The following is a 17,006-nucleotide window of genomic DNA, read 5'->3' as shown; positions in this document are numbered from 1 at the left end:
ACGGTGGGGCCATGACTACCAATTCGGAATTGTTTGGGACAGCGAACGCTCGATTGACGGAGATAGTCGAAGGTGTGGAGGACTGGACGGCATCTTCACCCTGCACGGGCTGGACGGTCCGCGACGTCCTCGACCACCTGATCGACACGGAACGCGACTTCCTCGGACAGCATGAGCTTGACGCAGGCCCGCGGCCTGATACCGCCCAGGAACCTGCCGACGGGTGGCGGACCCACTCGTCACGCGTCCAGGCAATCCTCGATACTCCTGAACTTGCTGAGACCCAGTTCGACGGCTTCTTCGGCCCGACAACGGTGGGAGCGACCCTCGCGAGGTTCTACGGATTCGACCTGGTGGTGCACCGCTGGGACATTGCACGCGGTGCGGGGGTTGACAGCAGGTTCACCGATTCGGAGCTCGACCTCATCGAGCAGTCCCTTGAGGGCTTCGGCGAGCACCTCTATATGGAGGGCATCTGCCGGCCGGCGCTTCCTGCACCCGCCGACGCGAGCCGGGAGACCCGACTCCTCGCGAGGATGGGACGCGACGCGCAGTGGCGACCGTCCGTCAACGCCTGACCAGCTGCGTTGAGTGAGCAGGACACACCCCTGAAAGGCATTCTCAGGGGTATGTCCTGCCAACTCATGACGGGGTCGGTCCCTCGCGCAGTTGGCGCACCAGATCCAGTACGACGGCGCTCAGGTCGCCGTTGTTCTCAGCGGCCACGCGGCGCTGGCGCTGGTACCCGGCACCGCGCTTCAGGATCTTCTCGACGTCGGCCAGCTCCTCCGAGCAGCCCAGCTTCGCCGCAACGGGCTCGAGCCGGTTGAGCTCATCCATCAGGTGTTCGGTGACCAGCCGTTCGGTGCCGGCAGCGTCGAGGATGATGATGGCGTCCAGTCCGTACCGGGCGGCGCGCCACTTGTTTTCCTGCACATGCCACGGAGGCATGGTGGGGATGGATCCGCCGTTGTTGAGGGCGGTGGAGAAGTCGTCAACGAGGCACTGGGTCAAAGCGGCGACGGCGCCGACCTCCTCGAGCGTGGACAGTCTGTCACACACACGCATCTCAATGGTGCCCAGGTTGCCGACCGGGCGGATGTCCCACCGGATTTCGCTCACCGTGTCGATCACTCCGGTGGTGAACATGTCCTGCACATAGGCCTCGTACTCGCTCCAGGTGGGGAACTGGAACGGCAGCCCGGCGGTGGGAAGCTGCTGGAACATGAGGGCACGCTGGGAGGCGTACCCGGTGTCCTCGCCGCCCCAGAAAGGGGACGAAGCGGAAATGGCCTGAAAGTGCGGGAAGTAGTTCACCAGGCCATCGAGCACCGGCAGGACCTTGTCGCGATGATCCAGGCCAACATGGACGTGGACGCCGTAAATCACCATCTGCTGACCCCACCACTGGGTACGGTCAATGAGTTTGGCGTAGCGTTCCTTGTCCGTCACCGGCTGGGAACGGGGCGCACTGAAGGGATGGGATCCGGCGGAGAAGAGTTCGACACCCATCGGATCCGTCACTTCGCGGACAGCGGCGAGCGAGCGGCTCAGGTCTTCTTTCGCTTCCGCGACGGTATGGCAGATTCCGGTCACGATCTCAACGGTGTTGAGGAGCAGCTCCTGTTTGATGTGCGGGTGTTCGTCGTCGGCCTGCAGTTCAGGGTGCCGCTCGTTGACGCCCCGGAGGACTTCCTTCGCTACTGAAACGAGGTCGCCGTTGTACCGGTCGACGAGTGCGAGTTCCCACTCAACCCCGAGGGTCGACTGCTCGGACTTCGCGAACTCTAACTTCAATGCTGTGCTCCTGACCGGTACCGGACGGTGGGTGATTGCTGCCTCGGTATCGCGCCATCGCGGGTGAGAACTGAGCCCAATAGTAGTGCAGGCGGCCTGTCGAACCCTCGCTGAAGTCTTCCGCGCCACCTAGTGTGAAGAACATGTCTTCGCGAGCTGGTGGGGAAAACCGCCACGGACAGGGCGGCCGCGTGAGCGTTCAGGAACAGGGAAGGAATCGGTATGTGGTTCGATAGCTGGGCTGATATTGGGCGGATACTCCTTGTAGGATCGGCTGCCTACGCGCTTCTCGTCGTGGTTCTTCGGGTGTCGGGCAAGAGAACCCTCAGCCAGCTCAATATCTTCGACTTCATCGTCACTGTTGCCTTCGGGTCGACCCTGGCGACCATCCTGCTCAATTCGGATGTCTCGTGGACGGAGGGTGCGTTCGCACTCGCCCTGCTGGCGGGGCTGCAGTTCATGGTGGCTTTCGCCTCGTCCCGCCGCCCGGGCTTCAGGGAATCGATCACTTCGCGTCCGGCTCTCCTGTTCAAAGACGGCGAGATACTCGAGGCAGAGCTGCGCAGGAATCGTCTGACCAAGTCGGAACTGCTACAGGCAGCGCGCATGCAGGGCAACGGTGACCTCTCACAGATAGCGGCAATCGTGCTTGAGACGAACGGCAAAGTCAGCATCATCTCCACCCAGAAGTATGGGGATGGTTCCGCGTTGGAGAACGTACTGGGGCCGGAGCATAATTGAGCGGGTGCCGATCCTGAACAAAGACATGGTCCTGTGTATCTCCCTTGCAGCGAGGCCGAGCAACATCGGAACCCGGTTCCACAACTGGCTGTATGACGAACTGGGGCTGAACTACATCTACAAAGCGTTCACCACCACTGACCTGCCGGCAGCCATCGGCGGAGTGCGTTCGCTGGGTATCCGCGGCTGTGCCGTATCGATGCCGTTCAAGGAGGACGTTATTCCGCTCGTCGACCGGATGGACCTTTCAGCGACCGCGATTGATTCTGTGAACACCATCGTGAACGATGACGGTGTCCTCACCGCTTACAACACCGACTACCTGGCCGTCGCGGAACTGATCGGACAGCGCCGGGAGGTGACGCCGTCGTCGTCTGTTTTGTTGCGCGGATCCGGCGGCATGGCGAAGGCCGTTGCGGCAGCCGTGCGGGATGCCGGCTTCACCAGGGTCACCGTCGTGGCGCGGAACGAGGACGCCGGGCGGAGACTGGCGGAGCTGTACGGCTTCGAGTGGCAGGCAGAGCCCGGGAATACCACGGCAGACCTGCTCATCAACGTGACACCGCTCGGGATGACCGGTCAGGACGAGGACGTCCAGTCGTTCAGCGATGAAGCGGTGACGGCGGCTTCGCTGGTGTTCGACGTCGTTGCGCTGCCGTCCGAAACACCCCTCATCCGCGCAGCCCGCCGGGCAAACAAGCCGGTGATAACCGGTGCGGAGGTCATTGCGCTGCAGGCAGCCGAGCAGTTTGTGCTCTACACCGGGGTCCGGCCGACGGCTGAGCAGATCCGCCTGGCGGGCGAGTTCTCGCGCCAGCTCGCCTAAAAGTCAGCCCAGAACTGGTTCGACGACGACGGCGACCCTCTCCTCGCCGATCCTCGTCAGCACCAGCGTGGCCTTACGCACGGACTTCCTGGAGCCGGTGAGCAGCTGTTTGCGCAGCTCCTCCGGGGTGACGGAAGTGCCGCGCTTCTTGATGTCCAGGACGCCGATGTCGTTGGCCTTGACCCAGGCTTTCAGGGCCTTCACGTTGTAGGGCATGACGTCCAGGACACGGTAGGGCCGGGCAAACGGCGTCTCCACGAGGTTGGGCGCGCAGATGTAGGCGATGTTGGGGTCGACAAGGTGTCCAGCGATCTGGCGGGCGACGTTGGCGACCAGCCCGGTACGGATGATGGCGCCGTCGGGCTCGTAGAGGTACCCCTCAGCGGGGCCGATCGGGGCGTCGTCGTCCGCTCCGAAGTCACTCTCACTGGTGAGTTCCGTCGCGCCATCGGTACGGATGAGCAGGGCGCTCCGGCGCACGTTGTCGCGGCGGAGTGCGTTGAACCACAGGACCACTTCCGCGACATCGCCGTCCACCGATACCCACTGCGCTTCGCAGCCGGCAGGAATTGCCTCGTGGGGGATACCCGGGCCGAGCTTCACCCCGACGGGCATACCTGTGTCAGCGAGCGCTTCGACGAAGGACAGCGGCGGGGAGAACGCTTCGGGATCGAACAGGCGCCTGGTGCCGGAGCTGGAAGTGGTCCGCCGGGCGGGATCCAGCCAGACGCCGTCGTACCCCGCGAGGTCTACAGCTGACGCATCGGCATTCAGGACCGTCGCATTGGACCAGGGCAGGAGGTTCATCGTGGCGGCAGCTGCGGTGGTTTCATCGAGCTCGACGGCGGTGACGTCCCTCTCAAGGGTGGCGAGCGCCATCGAGTCGGCACCGATCCCGCAGCCCAGGTCGGCAACCTTCTGCAGCCCGGCGGTCACGTAGCGCTGGGCGTGCCGGGCAGCGACGTTGAGTCGGGTCGCCTGCTCAAGGCCAGCGGGCGTGAACAGCATCCGCGCCGCGAACGGGCCAAACTTGCTCTGTGCCTTGGCACGAAGGCGGGACTGCGTGAGGGCGGCGTTGACCACATCAGGGGCATGACCTGCCGCGCGGAGCTGCTCATTGAGGCGGAGACTGTCCGCTTCGGAGTAGGGGCCAAGCGAGTTGAGCAGTTCCCAGCCCTCGGGAGTCAGGACGGGCTCAAGAAGGTTCTGGGTCAAGATATCGCTTTCCGCTGGGCTTTCGGCTGAAGTTTGGAACGGCCTACGCCGGGTCCTTCAGTTTAGGGCGTCTGTTGACGGCAAGCGGCAGCGCGTGTGGATTGCGATGGCTCTTGCACAGCAGACAGACGTACTGCTGCTGGACGAGCCGACGACGTTCCTTGAAGTCACGCACCAAATTGATGTCCTCGATCTGCTGATCGACCTCAATCACATGCGCGGGACGACGATCGTTATCGTTCTGCACGACCTCAATCTCGCGGCGCGCTATGCGGATTACCTGGTTGCCATCGCTGAGGGCCGCATTTACGCGATGGGAACGCCGGCGGAAGTTCTGACGGAGGACACCATCCGTGCAGTGTTCGGGCTAGACAGCCGGGTGATCATCGATCCCACCTCCGGCGCGCCACTTATGTTGCCGCTCGGCCGCCATCACGGCCGACATACGGCAGAGCTGGCAGAACCGGAGTCGGCCCGGCGGTGACAGTTTCTGCTGCCAGGCCGGGCGGTGACACGGGGGTGCCGCTGCCCGGTCATGTTGCTGGTGATGTCCGGTTTTTCACTCGTTTACACCTTCGAGCGAAAATGTCGGTGGTGGGTGATCGACTTGTTTCATGACTATGAAGGAGCAGTGCCCTCCGGATGCTGATGGTGCGCGGATTGGGCTGACATCGGTGTGGGAGGGTTCCTCGGTGCCGGCTCCTGCCGGTCCGCCTGGACACGCGGCCTGTCGAAGTGCGCGGGGCGTCGCGTCGTCGTGCCCGGATTTACACCCCTCTGGCACTCGCCTTGACCGAGTGCTAACCGTTTGCATAAAGTCAGACTTGGCACTCTCGCTATGAGGGTGCTAATCCTTCGAGGATGCGCCAACCGGCACCGCGACGACGGTCAGCGCCTGCTCGATACCCCGATTCATTCAAACCAAGTGAAGGAGAGGTCCGAGTGTCGGTCTCTATCAAGCCTCTTGAAGATCGTATTGTTGTCCGCCCGCTGGAAGGCGAGCAGACCACCGCTTCCGGTCTGGTCATCCCGGACACCGCCAAGGAAAAGCCCCAGGAGGGCGAGGTCGTCGCAGTAGGCCCCGGCCGCGTTGACGACAACGGCAACCGCGTTCCGGTCGACGTTGCTGAAGGCGACGTCGTCATCTACTCCAAGTACGGCGGAACCGAGGTCAAGCACGGCGGCCAGGAGTTCCTGGTTCTCTCCGCTCGCGACGTTCTGGCGATCGTCGTCAAGTAGTTGTGCAGAAGAACCCCGGTCGCATCAGGCCGGGGTTCTTTCCTGTAAGTACACATCCCTGCACACGCCTGAAAGGAACGTAACAAACAATGGCAAAGCAGTTGGAGTTTAACGACGCCGCTCGCCGCTCGCTGGAAGCCGGCGTCGACAAGCTGGCCGACACCGTCAAGGTGACGCTCGGCCCCCGCGGACGCAACGTCGTCCTCGACAAGAAGTGGGGCGCCCCCACCATCACGAACGACGGCGTGACCATCGCCCGTGAGGTTGAGCTGGACGACCCGTACGAAAACCTCGGCGCTCAGCTCGCCAAGGAAGTTGCCACCAAGACCAACGACGTCGCCGGTGACGGTACGACGACGGCCACTGTCCTCGCACAGGCACTGGTCAAGGAAGGCCTGCGCAACGTTGCAGCCGGTGCAGCACCGGGTGCATTGAAGCGCGGCATTGAAGTTTCCATCGAAGCCGTTGCGGAGCGCCTGCTGGAGAACGCCCGCGAGGTCGTCGGGAAGCAGACCGCAAACGTTGCCGCCATCTCGGCCCAGAGCCAGGAAGTCGGCGACCTGCTCGCCGAAGCGTTCGAGAAGGTCGGCAAGGACGGCGTCATCACGATCGAGGAATCCTCGACCACGCAGACCGAGCTGGTCCTCACCGAAGGTATGCAGTTCGACAAGGGCTTCCTGAGCCCCTACTTCGTCACCGACGCCGAGCGTCAGGAAGCCGTCCTCGAAGACGCGCTGATCCTGATCAACTCCGGCAAAATCTCCGCTCTGCAGGAATTCCTGCCGTTGCTGGAGAAGGCGCTGCAGGCCGGTAAGCCGCTGTTCATCATCGCCGAAGACATCGAAGGCGAAGCACTGTCCACCCTCGTGGTCAACAAGATCCGCGGCACTCTGAACGTGGTTGCGGTCAAGGCTCCCGGTTTCGGTGACCGCCGCAAGGCCATGCTCCAGGACATCGCCACTCTCACCGGTGCGCAGGTTGTTTCCCCGGATCTCGGGCTGAAGCTGGACCAGGTCGGCCTCGAGGTGATGGGATCGGCACGCCGTATCACCGTTACCAAGGACAACACCACCATCGTTGACGGTGCCGGCAGCGAGCAGGATGTTGCCGATCGTGTTTCGCAGATCCGCGCCGAGGTTGAGCGCACCGATTCTGACTGGGACCGTGAGAAGCTCCAGGAGCGTCTCGCGAAGCTGGCCGGCGGCGTCGGCGTCATCAAGGTCGGAGCAGCCACCGAGGTTGAGCTCAAGGAAAAGAAGCACCGCATCGAGGACGCAGTGTCCTCAACCCGCGCCGCCCTTGAAGAGGGCATCGTGGCAGGCGGCGGTTCTGCCCTGATCCACGCGTCGAAGGTCCTCGACGAGGACCCGAACGTTCTCAAGCTTGAGGGCGATGCGGCAACCGCCGTCGGTCTCGTCCGCCGCGCTCTCGTCCAGCCGCTGCGCTGGATCGCCGAGAACGCGGGCTTCGAAGGTTACGTTGTCATCGACAAGGTCAGCCAGCTCGAGGTCGGCCACGGCTTCAATGCCGTCTCCGGAGAGTACGAGAACCTGGTCGACGCCGGCATCATTGACCCGGTCAAGGTCACCCGCTCCGCACTGCGCAACGCAGCGTCAATCGCCGCGCTGGTCCTCACCACCGAAACACTGGTGGTCGAGAAGCCGGCCGACGACGAAGAGCACGGTCACGGCCACAGCCACTAGCTGCAACTGCAACTGTGCCCCTGCGACGCCCCGGTCCCTCGGACCGGGGCGTCGTTGTCTTCATCACCGACGCCAGCGTCAGTGAATTTGATCACTCGATAGGGCGCCGAAAAGCCGGTGATACCCGGGATCACCAACTTTGCGTGCTGTGCCCGGCGGGCACATGCTTGGTGAAAGCGCGGTGGTCGAACCGCCCGGAATAGGGAGCGCCGTCCGTTCGTTACGATAGAACCCGCACAACCGGCGAATCGAAGCCGGTGGTCCCGTCCTCCACATCTCCCTGAAAGAGGCGCCGCGTTGAGCGAACAGTCGACTCCCCATGATCCCTTTGGCTTCGTCGGCCTGACCTACGACGACGTCCTTCTGCTGCCCGGCCACACCGACGTCATCCCGTCGGAAGCCGACACCAGCTCTCGGGTGTCCAAGCGCATCATCGTTCAGACCCCGCTGCTGTCCTCCGCCATGGACACGGTGACCGAAGCCCGCATGGCCGTGGCAATGGCGCGTCAGGGTGGCCTCGGTGTCATCCACCGCAACCTTTCGATCGCCGACCAGGCCGAGCAGGTTGACCGCGTGAAGCGCAGCGAGTCCGGCATGATCACCAACCCGGTCACCATCGGCCCCGACGCAACCCTCCGCGAGCTCGATGACCTGTGCGGTCACTACCGCGTGTCCGGACTCCCAGTGGTCGACGGCCAGGGCAAGCTTCTCGGCATCGTCACCAACCGCGACACCCGCTTCGTGTCCGAATCGGAATTCCCCCACCGTCTGGTCCGTGAAGTGATGACCCCGATGCCGCTGGTTACCGGCCACGTCGGCATCAGTGGCGAAGACGCTATCGGCCTCCTCGGCAAGAACAAGATCGAGAAACTGCCGCTGGTCGACGACGACGGCGTCCTCCGGGGCCTCATCACCGTCAAGGACTTCACCAAGGCGGAGCAGTATCCGCTGTCAACCAAGGACGACGAAGGCCGCCTCCGCGTCGGAGCAGCCATCGGCTTCTTCGGTGACGGTTGGGAGCGCGCCATGACACTGGTCGACGCCGGTGTGGATGCGCTCTTCGTGGACACCGCCAACGGTCACAGCGCCGGCGTGCTGGAGATGATCGCCCGGCTGAAGGCAGAGAAGTCCGCCGCGCATGTCGACATCATCGGCGGCCAGGCTGCCACCCGCGAAGGCGCCCAGGCACTGATCGACGCCGGTGCCGACGGCATCAAGGTGGGCGTGGGTCCCGGATCCATCTGCACCACCCGTGTTGTGGCGGGTGTCGGCGTTCCTCAGGTCACGGCCATTTACGAGTCGGCGAAGGCCGCCATTCCTGCCGGTGTACCCCTGATCGCCGACGGCGGTCTCCAATACTCGGGCGACATCGGGAAGGCACTGGTCGCCGGTGCTGACACCGTGATGCTCGGCTCCCTCCTCGCGGGTTCGGCCGAGGCACCGGGTGAGCTGATCTTCGTCAACGGCAAGCAGTACAAGACCTACCGCGGCATGGGCTCCCTGGGTGCAATGCAGACCCGCGGCAAGAACACCTCGTACTCCAAGGACCGCTACTCGCAGGGCGATGTGATCGGCGATGACAAGCTCATTCCCGAAGGCGTCGAAGGCCGCGTGGCCTACCGCGGGCCGCTGTCGTCGGTTGCGCACCAGTTGGTTGGCGGCCTCCGTCAGACCATGTTCTACACGGGCGCACGCACCATTCCTGAGCTGAAGGCCAAGGGCAAGTTCGTGCGGATCACTTCGGCTGGTCTGAAGGAGTCACACCCGCACGACATCCAGATGACGGTGGAAGCACCTAACTACGGCTCCAAGTAGCCCCCGAGCACGCAAAAGCGCCGGTGCCGTGCAGGATCGTGGGATTAGTTCCACGAACCTGCACGGAACCGGCGCTTTTGTCTTCCCTGGAGCGCTTGACGTGCTCCTACAGCGGTCCGAACTGCAGGCTGCCGCCCTGGCCTTCGTGCGTCAGGGCCAATTCCTCCAACGACTGCCTCAGCTCGGGTTCACTTTCGATCCGGGTGCGGAAGAGACGCGTTGCATTCTCGATGTGCCATGCGGGAATGAGGAGGGTCCCGGCAAAGAATGCGATGACGAAGAATACGCCGATAACGGCGCCGGCAACGGAACCCGGACTGAGGCTCGCTTCCCCGGAGAGTCCGAGCGCCACCATGATCCCGCACGAGCCGAGGGCCACCAGAGCAACTCCCGTCCAGGCACCACTCATCCTACGCGGAGCCCTCGACGACGCCGGGTGGCCGGACGAAGGGACCTTCCTGCTCCGCCGACGGGCCTGAAGTACCGCTGCAATGGCGCCGGTGATCAGGGCACCCGCAACGGCGTAGGGAACAGCGTCCGGTGCGGCGAAGGCAGATATCACTGCAATCAGAGCCAGCCATGCGCACCAGAAGTACATCATGAGGCAGGTTGCCCGGCTCTGTGCATCATTGAGCGCCATGCGCCTCAGGATGCTTGTGGTGCCCTGCCCGGAGGAACTGAGTTGGGGTGACATCCAATACTCAAGGCGACGCGAATACTGGTTCACGCCGAGCCTTCGGTAGGGCGATCCAGATCCAGTGCTTCCTCGAACAGCTTCAGCGCATCGGATTCGCTGACTTCGCGCTGGGTGGCTTCGTCACCTTCACCTGTAGCCAGATGCCATGCGCCCGATTCATCGACCAGCAGGTTCGCTGTCCTGGGTTCGACGCCCAGGCCATGGTGCTTGATCTGTGCGGCCACCGGACGGGGTTGAGGGCGACCGTTCGCCTCCGAACCAGGGCCTGAGTTGCGCAGGTAGTGCGCTGCTGCGTCGACCCCGAACTTCAGGACAGGATGATCGTTCTTCAGCGGGGTGAATCCGTGCGTGCCGTTCCCGTTCACGTTCGCCACGAAGACACCTCCCGCGGAGGCGACGACGAACATCACGTGATTGCCGTTGGGGGTCAGCAGGGCGATCTCGAGCCACTCGCCGGCGGTAACCATGACGGCCGCAATGAATTCCGCTGGTCCCGAAACGACGAGGTCATCACCGTTCATCTGGGCCAAACCCCGCACCAGGAGCGTCGTCATGCCGGCTTTGGTCAGCTGCTCGTTGTCCGCCAGGGGAGTGAGCCGGAAGATGTCGCGACTCAGCGTGATCGACTCGCCCTCGTTGAAGGCCAGGAGGGCGAGGATCTCGTGTTCCGTCAGCTGGAGTGAATCCGTGGTGGACAATGCTCTCTCCGGGATCGATGGGGTTTGGGCAGGGTTCTCTTCACGACGCTACTATCCGAAGGCCCAGTTCCATGCATCTTCGGCTCCCTCCGCGAGGGCGTCCGCGCCATCGGAGATGACGTCGCCCGCATCGGATGCAAAGTCGGTAATTCTTTCGGTGACCGGCACGTCCCCGGACAGGAACTGCGCACCGGCCCACACAAGCGAGGCCGCTGCGAAGAAGGGAGCCGCGGGGGTGGGTGTGAGGCTGCCCGCAGCGAGGATGGTGGTGATGGCGCCATCCGCGACTACATGGCCGTCTCCCGACTGGATGCCCTGATAGGCCTGTCCCAGACCGGTCAGGATACTCAGTCCGCCGGCGAACTTGCCCGCGAGGTTCAAGGCGTTGAGAGTCTGGGTTCCGCGCAGGTAACCCACGCCGGCCGCGGTGCCGAAGTCGTCCGTCAGCAGACCGGCACGGTACATCGCGTTCAGGAGGCGCTCCGAGGAGAAGCCGCCGGCAGAGGTGATCCAGTTCGCGATCTGGAACGGCGGCCAGGCGCCCAGATCGCCCACCGCGTTTCCGAACAGGTCGAGAAGATTCTCATTCCCGGAGCCCTCGGTACTGCCGCCGTCCGCGCTCGCGCGTGTCCCGTCAAAGCCGCCGGCACCGCCGCCCTCGTCACTCGCCGCTTCCTGATCGTCCGCCTGGCCCATCAGTGTACGGGACTGCGTTTCGAGCATCGCCGCAGCCTGATGCAGTTGCACCCGGAAGCTGGAATGCCACTGCGAACGGAAGCGATCCGCGTCGCCGCCCTGCCACGGGACGCCGTTCAGCGCCGCCGTGATGGTTTGGTCGGCGGAGGCGATCGTGTGGCCGAAATTCCCCATGGACTGGGCGAGGCTGCGCAACTGTTCCGGGTTCGCGCCGAGCGTCTCACTTGTCATGTTCTGACTGTAAGCACCAATGCCAACCCGCCGCGATGGGCAGGTCTCCCCGCTGGGATAACCTAGACCGGTGACTTACGAGATTGAGATCGGCCGAAGCAAGCGCGGACGCAGGGCGTATTCCCTCGATGACATTGCAGTGGTCCCGTCCCGCCGGACCCGTGACCCGCTGGACGTTTCGGTGCAGTGGCAGATCGACGCCTATCAGTTCGAGATGCCGGTCATCGCGGCGCCGATGGACTCCGTGATGTCGCCGTCCACCGCCATCACCATGGGCGAGCTCGGCGGCCTTGGCGTACTCAACCTCGAGGGCCTTTGGACCCGCTATGAGGATCCGGAGCCCGTGCTGGAAGAGATCGCCTCGCTCTCCACGGAAAGCTTCAGCCCCGCTGCAACCCGCCGCATGCAGGAATTGTATGAGGCGCCCATCCAGGCCGAACTGATCACCAGTCGCCTGGCCGAGATCCGCGAAGCCGGCGTCACGGTCGCAGGGTCCCTGACCCCGCAGCGTACGCAGGAGTTCTACAAGACGGTCCTGGCTGCCGGTGTCGACATCTTCGTCATCCGCGGCACCACAGTGTCCGCCGAACACGTCTCCAAAAATGATGAACCGCTCAACCTCAAGCAGTTCATCTACGAACTCGATGTCCCGGTGATCGTCGGCGGGGCCGCCGGTTACACACCGGCGCTGCACCTCATGCGCACCGGTGCAGCAGGCGTGCTGGTCGGCTTCGGCGGAGGAGCGACGACGACGACGCGGCGCGCCCTGGGCATCCACTCGCCCCTTGCCTCGGCCATCTCCGACGTCGCAGCCGCCCGCCGCGACTACCTTGACGAATCAGGCGGCCGGTACGTCCACGTCATCGCAGACGGTGGAATGGGAGCAAGCGGCGACATCATCAAGGCCATCGCAGTTGGCGCGGACGCCGTCATGCTCGGCTCTGCATTGGCGCGGGCCGAGGAAGCCCCCGGAAAGGGTTGGCACTGGGGGCAGGAAGCGCATCACAGCGAACTTCCACGGGGCGATCGGGTCAACGTCGGCACCGTCGGGCCGCTCAAGGAAGTGCTATGGGGACCCTCGCATCACACTGACGGCTCGTCGAACATGATCGGTGCGCTGCGCCGCGCAATGGCCACCACCGGGTATTCAGACCTCAAGGAGTTCCAGCGGGTGGAGGTCGTGCTGTCGCCCTACCTTTCGAACGGCTAATTGCCTAAAGTTGGGGAACCAATCCGCAACAACGAAGGTGGATATCGGCCATGACCAGAGGTGCACTCAGCCCGCAGCAGCGCGACGAATCTCTCGCCGCACTGAAGTCCACGACCCAACCCGGCAAGGAACTGGACATCCTGATCGTGGGAGGCGGCGTCGTCGGCGTCGGCTCTGCCCTCGATGCAGTGACGCGGGGCCTCGATGTAGGGATCGTCGAGGCCCGGGACTGGGCAGCAGGCACATCCTCTCGGTCTTCAAAGCTGATCCATGGCGGGTTGCGCTACCTCGAAATGCTCGATTTCGCCCTGGTTCAGGAGGCGCTGAAGGAACGCGGGCTGCTGATCCAGCGAATCGCACCGCACCTGGTCCGCCCCGTGCCTTTCCTGTACCCGTTGACCAAGCGTTTCATTGAGCGTCCGTACGTCGGGGCGGGCATCATCCTCTACGACACCATGGGCATGACGTCCGGCAACTCGCGCGGTGTCCCCATGCACAAGCACCTCACCCGCAGGGGAACGCTTCGGGCCGCGCCAAGCCTCAAGGATGACGCCATGGTCGGCTCCATCCGCTACTACGATGCTCAGGTCGACGACGCACGCTACGTGGTCAACATGATGCGCACCGCCGCGTCGTACGGAGCGAAAGCCGCGAACCGGGTCTCGGTCGAAAACTTCCTTCGGGAAGGCGAGCGCGTGGTCGGAGCACGCGTCAAGGACCAGGAGACCGGCGAGGAATTCGACATCCGCGCCAAGCAGATAGTCAATGCGACGGGCGTCTGGACCGACGAGACACAGGCCATGGTCACCGACCGCGGTCAACTGAAGGTCCGGGCGTCCAAGGGCATCCACCTCGTGGTGCCGCGGGATCGCTTTCAGTCGACCGTCGGACTCATCCTCCGCACCGAGAAATCGGTCCTGTTCGTCATCCCCTGGGGACGGCACTGGATCATCGGCACCACTGACACCGACTGGGACCTGGACAAGGCGCATCCGGCAGCATCGTCGTCGGACATCGACTACATCCTCGAACATGTCAACCGGGTGCTCAAGCGGCCGCTGACGCGGGAGGACGTCGAAGGCGTCTATGCCGGCCTGCGTCCGCTCCTCGCAGGGGAGAACGACTCCACTGCCAAGCTTTCCCGCGAACACGTGGTCGCGCACCCGGTGCCGGGCCTGGTGGTGGTAGCCGGCGGCAAGTGGACCACGTACCGGGTCATGGCGAAGGACGCAGTGGATGAGGCATCGCGCGCCCTCGACGAGCGGGTCCCTGACAGTTGCACCGAGACAGTTCCCCTGCTGGGGGCTGAGGGGTACAAGGCAGCCTGGAACAAGCGGGCACGGATGGCCGAAGAAGCCGGTGTCCACGTAGCGCGCGTCGAGCATCTACTGCAGCGGTACGGAACTGACGCTCACCATGTGCTCTCACTCATCAGGGAGAATCCGACACTCGCCGAGCCGCTGCCTGGAGCCGATGACTATCTCGGCGCCGAGGTGGTCTTCGCGACCACCTATGAGGACGCCCGCCACGTCGACGATGTTCTGACCCGCCGAACCCGCATCTCGATCGAATCCTGGGACCGCGGCGTATCAGCGGCCCCCGTTGTCGCCGACCTCATGGCGCCCCACCTGAACTGGAGTGAAGCGCAAATCGACCGCGAGGTTAAGCACTACCTCGCACGGGTCGAAGCCGAGAGGCTGAGCCAGCAGCAGCCCGACGACGTCTCAGCCGACAGCGCACGCATGGGAGTCGAGGACATCGTGCCGCTAAGCTAGTACCCGGATCGGCGCGCCGGTCAGGCACTGGCGTCGGGCGCATCCGTCCTGACGTAAAGTTCCCGAATTCCCCGTGAGAGGCCGGTTGTGACACCCCTCGACCTGCATGACGCCGAATTGACCACACCGGAGATGGTGATCCTCGACATGGTGGCGGAGGATAAGGCCGACGCCGCTGCCCAGTTGGCTGCCCGCTTGCATGCGTGCGGGCGGATTTCAGACCTTGAGGCCTTCCTCGCGCAGGTCAACTCGCGCGAGCACCAGATGGCCACGGGACTGCCCGGCGGCATCGGCATGCCGCACGCCAGAAGCGATTACGTGAACCAGACCTCGATCGCAGTGGGTGTCACCCGCTACGGACACAGCCTTGATTTCGGAGCGATCGACGGACCGGCAACCCTGATCCTCCTGATCGCCACACCGGCAGGGTCCTTTTCGGAGCATCTGGAGGTGCTCGCCACGCTGGCGCGGTCCCTGTTCAAGGAGAACTTCCGCGAATCGCTCCGCAGGGCGCACGACGCCGAAGTGATCAGTGAGCTCATCAACTCCTCCCTGGTGTTCTTCGACCACTGATCAATCCGGAACTATGGCGCCTATTCAGTTCGCCAGGAACGCCACAAAGCGGCATACGATCCCCCGAGCGCCAACAGCTCGTCATGGGAACCGAGTTCCGTAATGTTGCCGTTTTCCACCACAGCCACCCGGTCGGCGTCGTGAGCGGTGTGGAGACGGTGGGCAATGGCGACGACGGTACGTCCTTCCAGCACCGCGCTGAGCGATCGCTCGAGGTCGCGGGCAGCCTGCGGGTCAATCAAGGACGTTGCCTCATCAAGTACCAGTGTGTGCGGGTCCGCCAGGACCAACCGTGCCAGTGCAACTTCCTGCGCCTGCGCCGGCGTTAGCTCGTAGGCACCGGATCCCACCTCCGTCTCCAGCCCTTCAGGCAAGGCGCGCGCCCAGGTCAGGGCGCCGACGTCGTCGAGGGCCTTTTCAATCTCGGGCGTTGAGGCGTCGGCCTTCCCGAGCCGGATGTTGTCGGCCAGCGAGCCGACGAACACGTGGTGCTCCTGGGTGACCAGCGCAACCTCGCGGCGCAGCGCATCCAGGGGTCGATTCACCAACGGCACTTCACCCACTGTCACGGACCCTGCCGTGGGCGGATGGATACCGGCGATCAGCCGCCCCAGCGTCGATTTACCGGCTCCTGACGGACCCACCATTGCGAGGCGTTCGCCGCGCCGCAGTGTGAGGTCAACACCGTGCAGAACGTCGTGTCCGGGCCGGTAGGCGTAGCGTGCGCCTGAGACCATGATGTCCTCTGATTCCGGTTGCTCGCCGGTGGCCGTCCGGTCTGCTGGCACGTTCTTGATGCCGATGATCCGCGCCAATGACGCTGCACCCACCTGGATTTCATCCGTCCACATGATCAACAGATCCACCGGGTCGATGAGGCGAACCGCAAACAGCGCCACGGTTGCCACGGCACCCGGACTCACCACATCATTCGCAGCCAGCCAGCTGCCCCACAGAAGGACACCTGCCACCGGAAGCCAGAAGGCCGTGTCCGCAGCAGGGAAGAGCACAGACCGCAGCCACAGGGTGTACCGCTCCGCGGCGAAACTACCCGAAAGCGCCTCGTCCATCCTGTCCCGGCGCAGGGCTCCGAGACCGAGCGCGTCGACGGTCCGGGCGCCCTCGATCGTTTCCGTGATCGACCCGTTGACTACGGCATAGCTCTCCCGCTCGGCCTTGTAGCCGGCGGAACTGCGCTTGAGGTACCACCTCGTCGCCGGGTAGAGCAGTGGAACGCCGATCAACAGTGCGAGCGACAGCAGGGGAGAGGTCAGGATCGCGGCGGCCAGCGTGATGATGATGGTCACCACCGAAACCACGACCTGCGGAACGCCGAAACGGACGGTGTGGGAGACCGAGTCGACGTCATTGGTGGTTCGCGAGACAAGGTCACCGGTGCCGGCCTTCTCCACGGTGGACAGCGGCAGCGAGGTGACCTGCGCCATGAAGTCCTCCCGCAGTTCTGCGAAGACCCTCTCCCCGAAAATCATGCCGGCACGGACTGCGAGCATGCGCAGGAGCGCCTGAACCACCAGGAAACCCAGCATCAGCAACGACATCGATGCGATGAATCCCGAGGTGGTTCCGGCAACCACGGCATCCACCACTTCGCCGAGGATGAACGGCCCAACCAGTCCCGCGGCTGCCGAGCCGACATACAGGAGGACAACCTTGGCGAGCCCGCCGCGGTGCTGACGGATGAGGCGCAGGGACTCAGCTTTCACCTCGCGGGCGTCGGCGACCGGCAGTTTGTCGGACGCCTCACTGCCCTGATCGGCCATGGGTTCCAA

The 17,006-nt window shown here is 64.0% G+C and carries 15 protein-coding genes and 1 pseudogene; 10 read left to right on the top strand and 6 right to left on the bottom strand.

The features are described 5' to 3' along the window. Positions 1–11: 11 nt before the first annotated feature. Complete coding sequence (locus tag M1D74_RS11695) at positions 12–578, top strand: maleylpyruvate isomerase family mycothiol-dependent enzyme (protein WP_309072532.1); 567 nt, start codon at positions 12–14, stop codon at positions 576–578. A gap of 64 nt (positions 579–642) precedes the next feature. On the opposite strand, the gene M1D74_RS11690 is transcribed toward M1D74_RS11695, so the two are convergent. After that, complete coding sequence (locus M1D74_RS11690; protein WP_458115421.1) at positions 643–1,797, bottom strand: glutamate--cysteine ligase; 1,155 nt, start codon at positions 1,795–1,797, stop codon at positions 643–645. A 222-nt stretch (positions 1,798–2,019) separates the two neighbouring features. On the opposite strand from M1D74_RS11690, the gene M1D74_RS11685 reads away from it, so the two are divergent. Next, entirely contained in the window at positions 2,020–2,538 is a 519-nt protein-coding gene (locus M1D74_RS11685; protein WP_309124546.1) for a DUF421 domain-containing protein, read from the top strand. A 4-nt stretch (positions 2,539–2,542) separates the two neighbouring features. Continuing rightward, on the top strand, positions 2,543–3,364 hold the full coding sequence (locus M1D74_RS11680) for a shikimate 5-dehydrogenase (RefSeq protein WP_458115420.1): 822 nt from the start codon (positions 2,543–2,545) through the stop codon (positions 3,362–3,364). Positions 3,365–3,367: 3 nt separating this feature from the next. Here M1D74_RS11680 and M1D74_RS11675 read toward each other — a convergent pair whose 3' ends face one another. Further along, positions 3,368–4,579: a class I SAM-dependent methyltransferase gene (locus M1D74_RS11675; protein ID WP_458115419.1), complete on the bottom strand. Its 1,212-nt coding sequence runs from the start codon at positions 4,577–4,579 to the stop codon at positions 3,368–3,370. Between the two features lie 79 nt (positions 4,580–4,658). On the opposite strand from M1D74_RS11675, the pseudogene M1D74_RS11670 reads away from it, so the two are divergent. From M1D74_RS11670 to guaB, 4 genes and pseudogenes are all read left to right on the top strand, one after another. Further along, positions 4,659–5,063 (top strand): annotated as a pseudogene (locus tag M1D74_RS11670) (ABC transporter ATP-binding protein); the annotation flags it as partial. Between the two features lie 458 nt (positions 5,064–5,521). Continuing rightward, positions 5,522–5,818 carry a co-chaperone GroES gene (groES, locus tag M1D74_RS11665; protein ID WP_309071550.1) on the top strand — a complete coding sequence of 99 codons (297 nt, stop codon included), beginning with the start codon at positions 5,522–5,524 and terminating at the stop codon, positions 5,816–5,818. An 89-nt stretch (positions 5,819–5,907) separates the two neighbouring features. Beyond that, on the top strand, positions 5,908–7,521 hold the full coding sequence (gene groL, locus M1D74_RS11660) for a chaperonin GroEL (protein ID WP_309071549.1): 1,614 nt from the start codon (positions 5,908–5,910) through the stop codon (positions 7,519–7,521). Between the two features lie 297 nt (positions 7,522–7,818). Beyond that, positions 7,819–9,336 (top strand): IMP dehydrogenase, encoded by a 1,518-nt coding sequence (gene guaB, locus M1D74_RS11655; RefSeq protein ID WP_309124278.1) that lies wholly within the window; start codon positions 7,819–7,821, stop codon positions 9,334–9,336. A gap of 106 nt (positions 9,337–9,442) precedes the next feature. Here guaB and M1D74_RS11650 read toward each other — a convergent pair whose 3' ends face one another. The 3 genes from M1D74_RS11650 to M1D74_RS11640 form a co-directional block, all read right to left on the bottom strand. Next, positions 9,443–9,976 carry a hypothetical protein gene (locus M1D74_RS11650; protein ID WP_458115418.1) on the bottom strand — a complete coding sequence of 178 codons (534 nt, stop codon included), beginning with the start codon at positions 9,974–9,976 and terminating at the stop codon, positions 9,443–9,445. Positions 9,977–10,059: 83 nt separating this feature from the next. After that, positions 10,060–10,731, bottom strand: a complete 672-nt coding sequence (locus M1D74_RS11645) for a hypothetical protein (RefSeq protein ID WP_458115417.1) — start codon at positions 10,729–10,731, stop codon at positions 10,060–10,062. 51 nt (positions 10,732–10,782) lie between these two features. After that, entirely contained in the window at positions 10,783–11,658 is an 876-nt protein-coding gene (locus tag M1D74_RS11640; RefSeq protein WP_458115416.1) for a hypothetical protein, read from the bottom strand. A gap of 70 nt (positions 11,659–11,728) precedes the next feature. On the opposite strand from M1D74_RS11640, the gene M1D74_RS11635 reads away from it, so the two are divergent. From M1D74_RS11635 to M1D74_RS11625, 3 genes are all read left to right on the top strand, one after another. Next, a complete protein-coding gene (locus M1D74_RS11635) occupies positions 11,729–12,868 on the top strand; it encodes a GuaB3 family IMP dehydrogenase-related protein (protein ID WP_309071544.1) in 1,140 nt (379 codons plus the stop codon). A 50-nt stretch (positions 12,869–12,918) separates the two neighbouring features. Continuing rightward, positions 12,919–14,643 carry a glycerol-3-phosphate dehydrogenase/oxidase gene (locus tag M1D74_RS11630; protein WP_458115415.1) on the top strand — a complete coding sequence of 575 codons (1,725 nt, stop codon included), beginning with the start codon at positions 12,919–12,921 and terminating at the stop codon, positions 14,641–14,643. 132 nt (positions 14,644–14,775) lie between these two features. Further along, positions 14,776–15,216, top strand: coding sequence for a PTS sugar transporter subunit IIA (locus M1D74_RS11625; RefSeq protein ID WP_458117180.1), 441 nt, complete (start codon positions 14,776–14,778; stop codon positions 15,214–15,216). Between the two features lie 20 nt (positions 15,217–15,236). Here the strand turns inward: M1D74_RS11625 and M1D74_RS11620 are convergent, their stop codons facing one another. Continuing rightward, a complete protein-coding gene (locus tag M1D74_RS11620; RefSeq protein WP_458117179.1) occupies positions 15,237–16,997 on the bottom strand; it encodes an ABC transporter ATP-binding protein in 1,761 nt (586 codons plus the stop codon). Between the last annotated feature and the right edge of the window lie 9 nt (positions 16,998–17,006).

The organism is Arthrobacter sp. D2-10 (assembly GCF_054161285.1).
The sequence above is the reverse complement of the archived record's forward strand: the minus strand, read 5'-3'. Positions and strand labels throughout refer to the sequence as shown.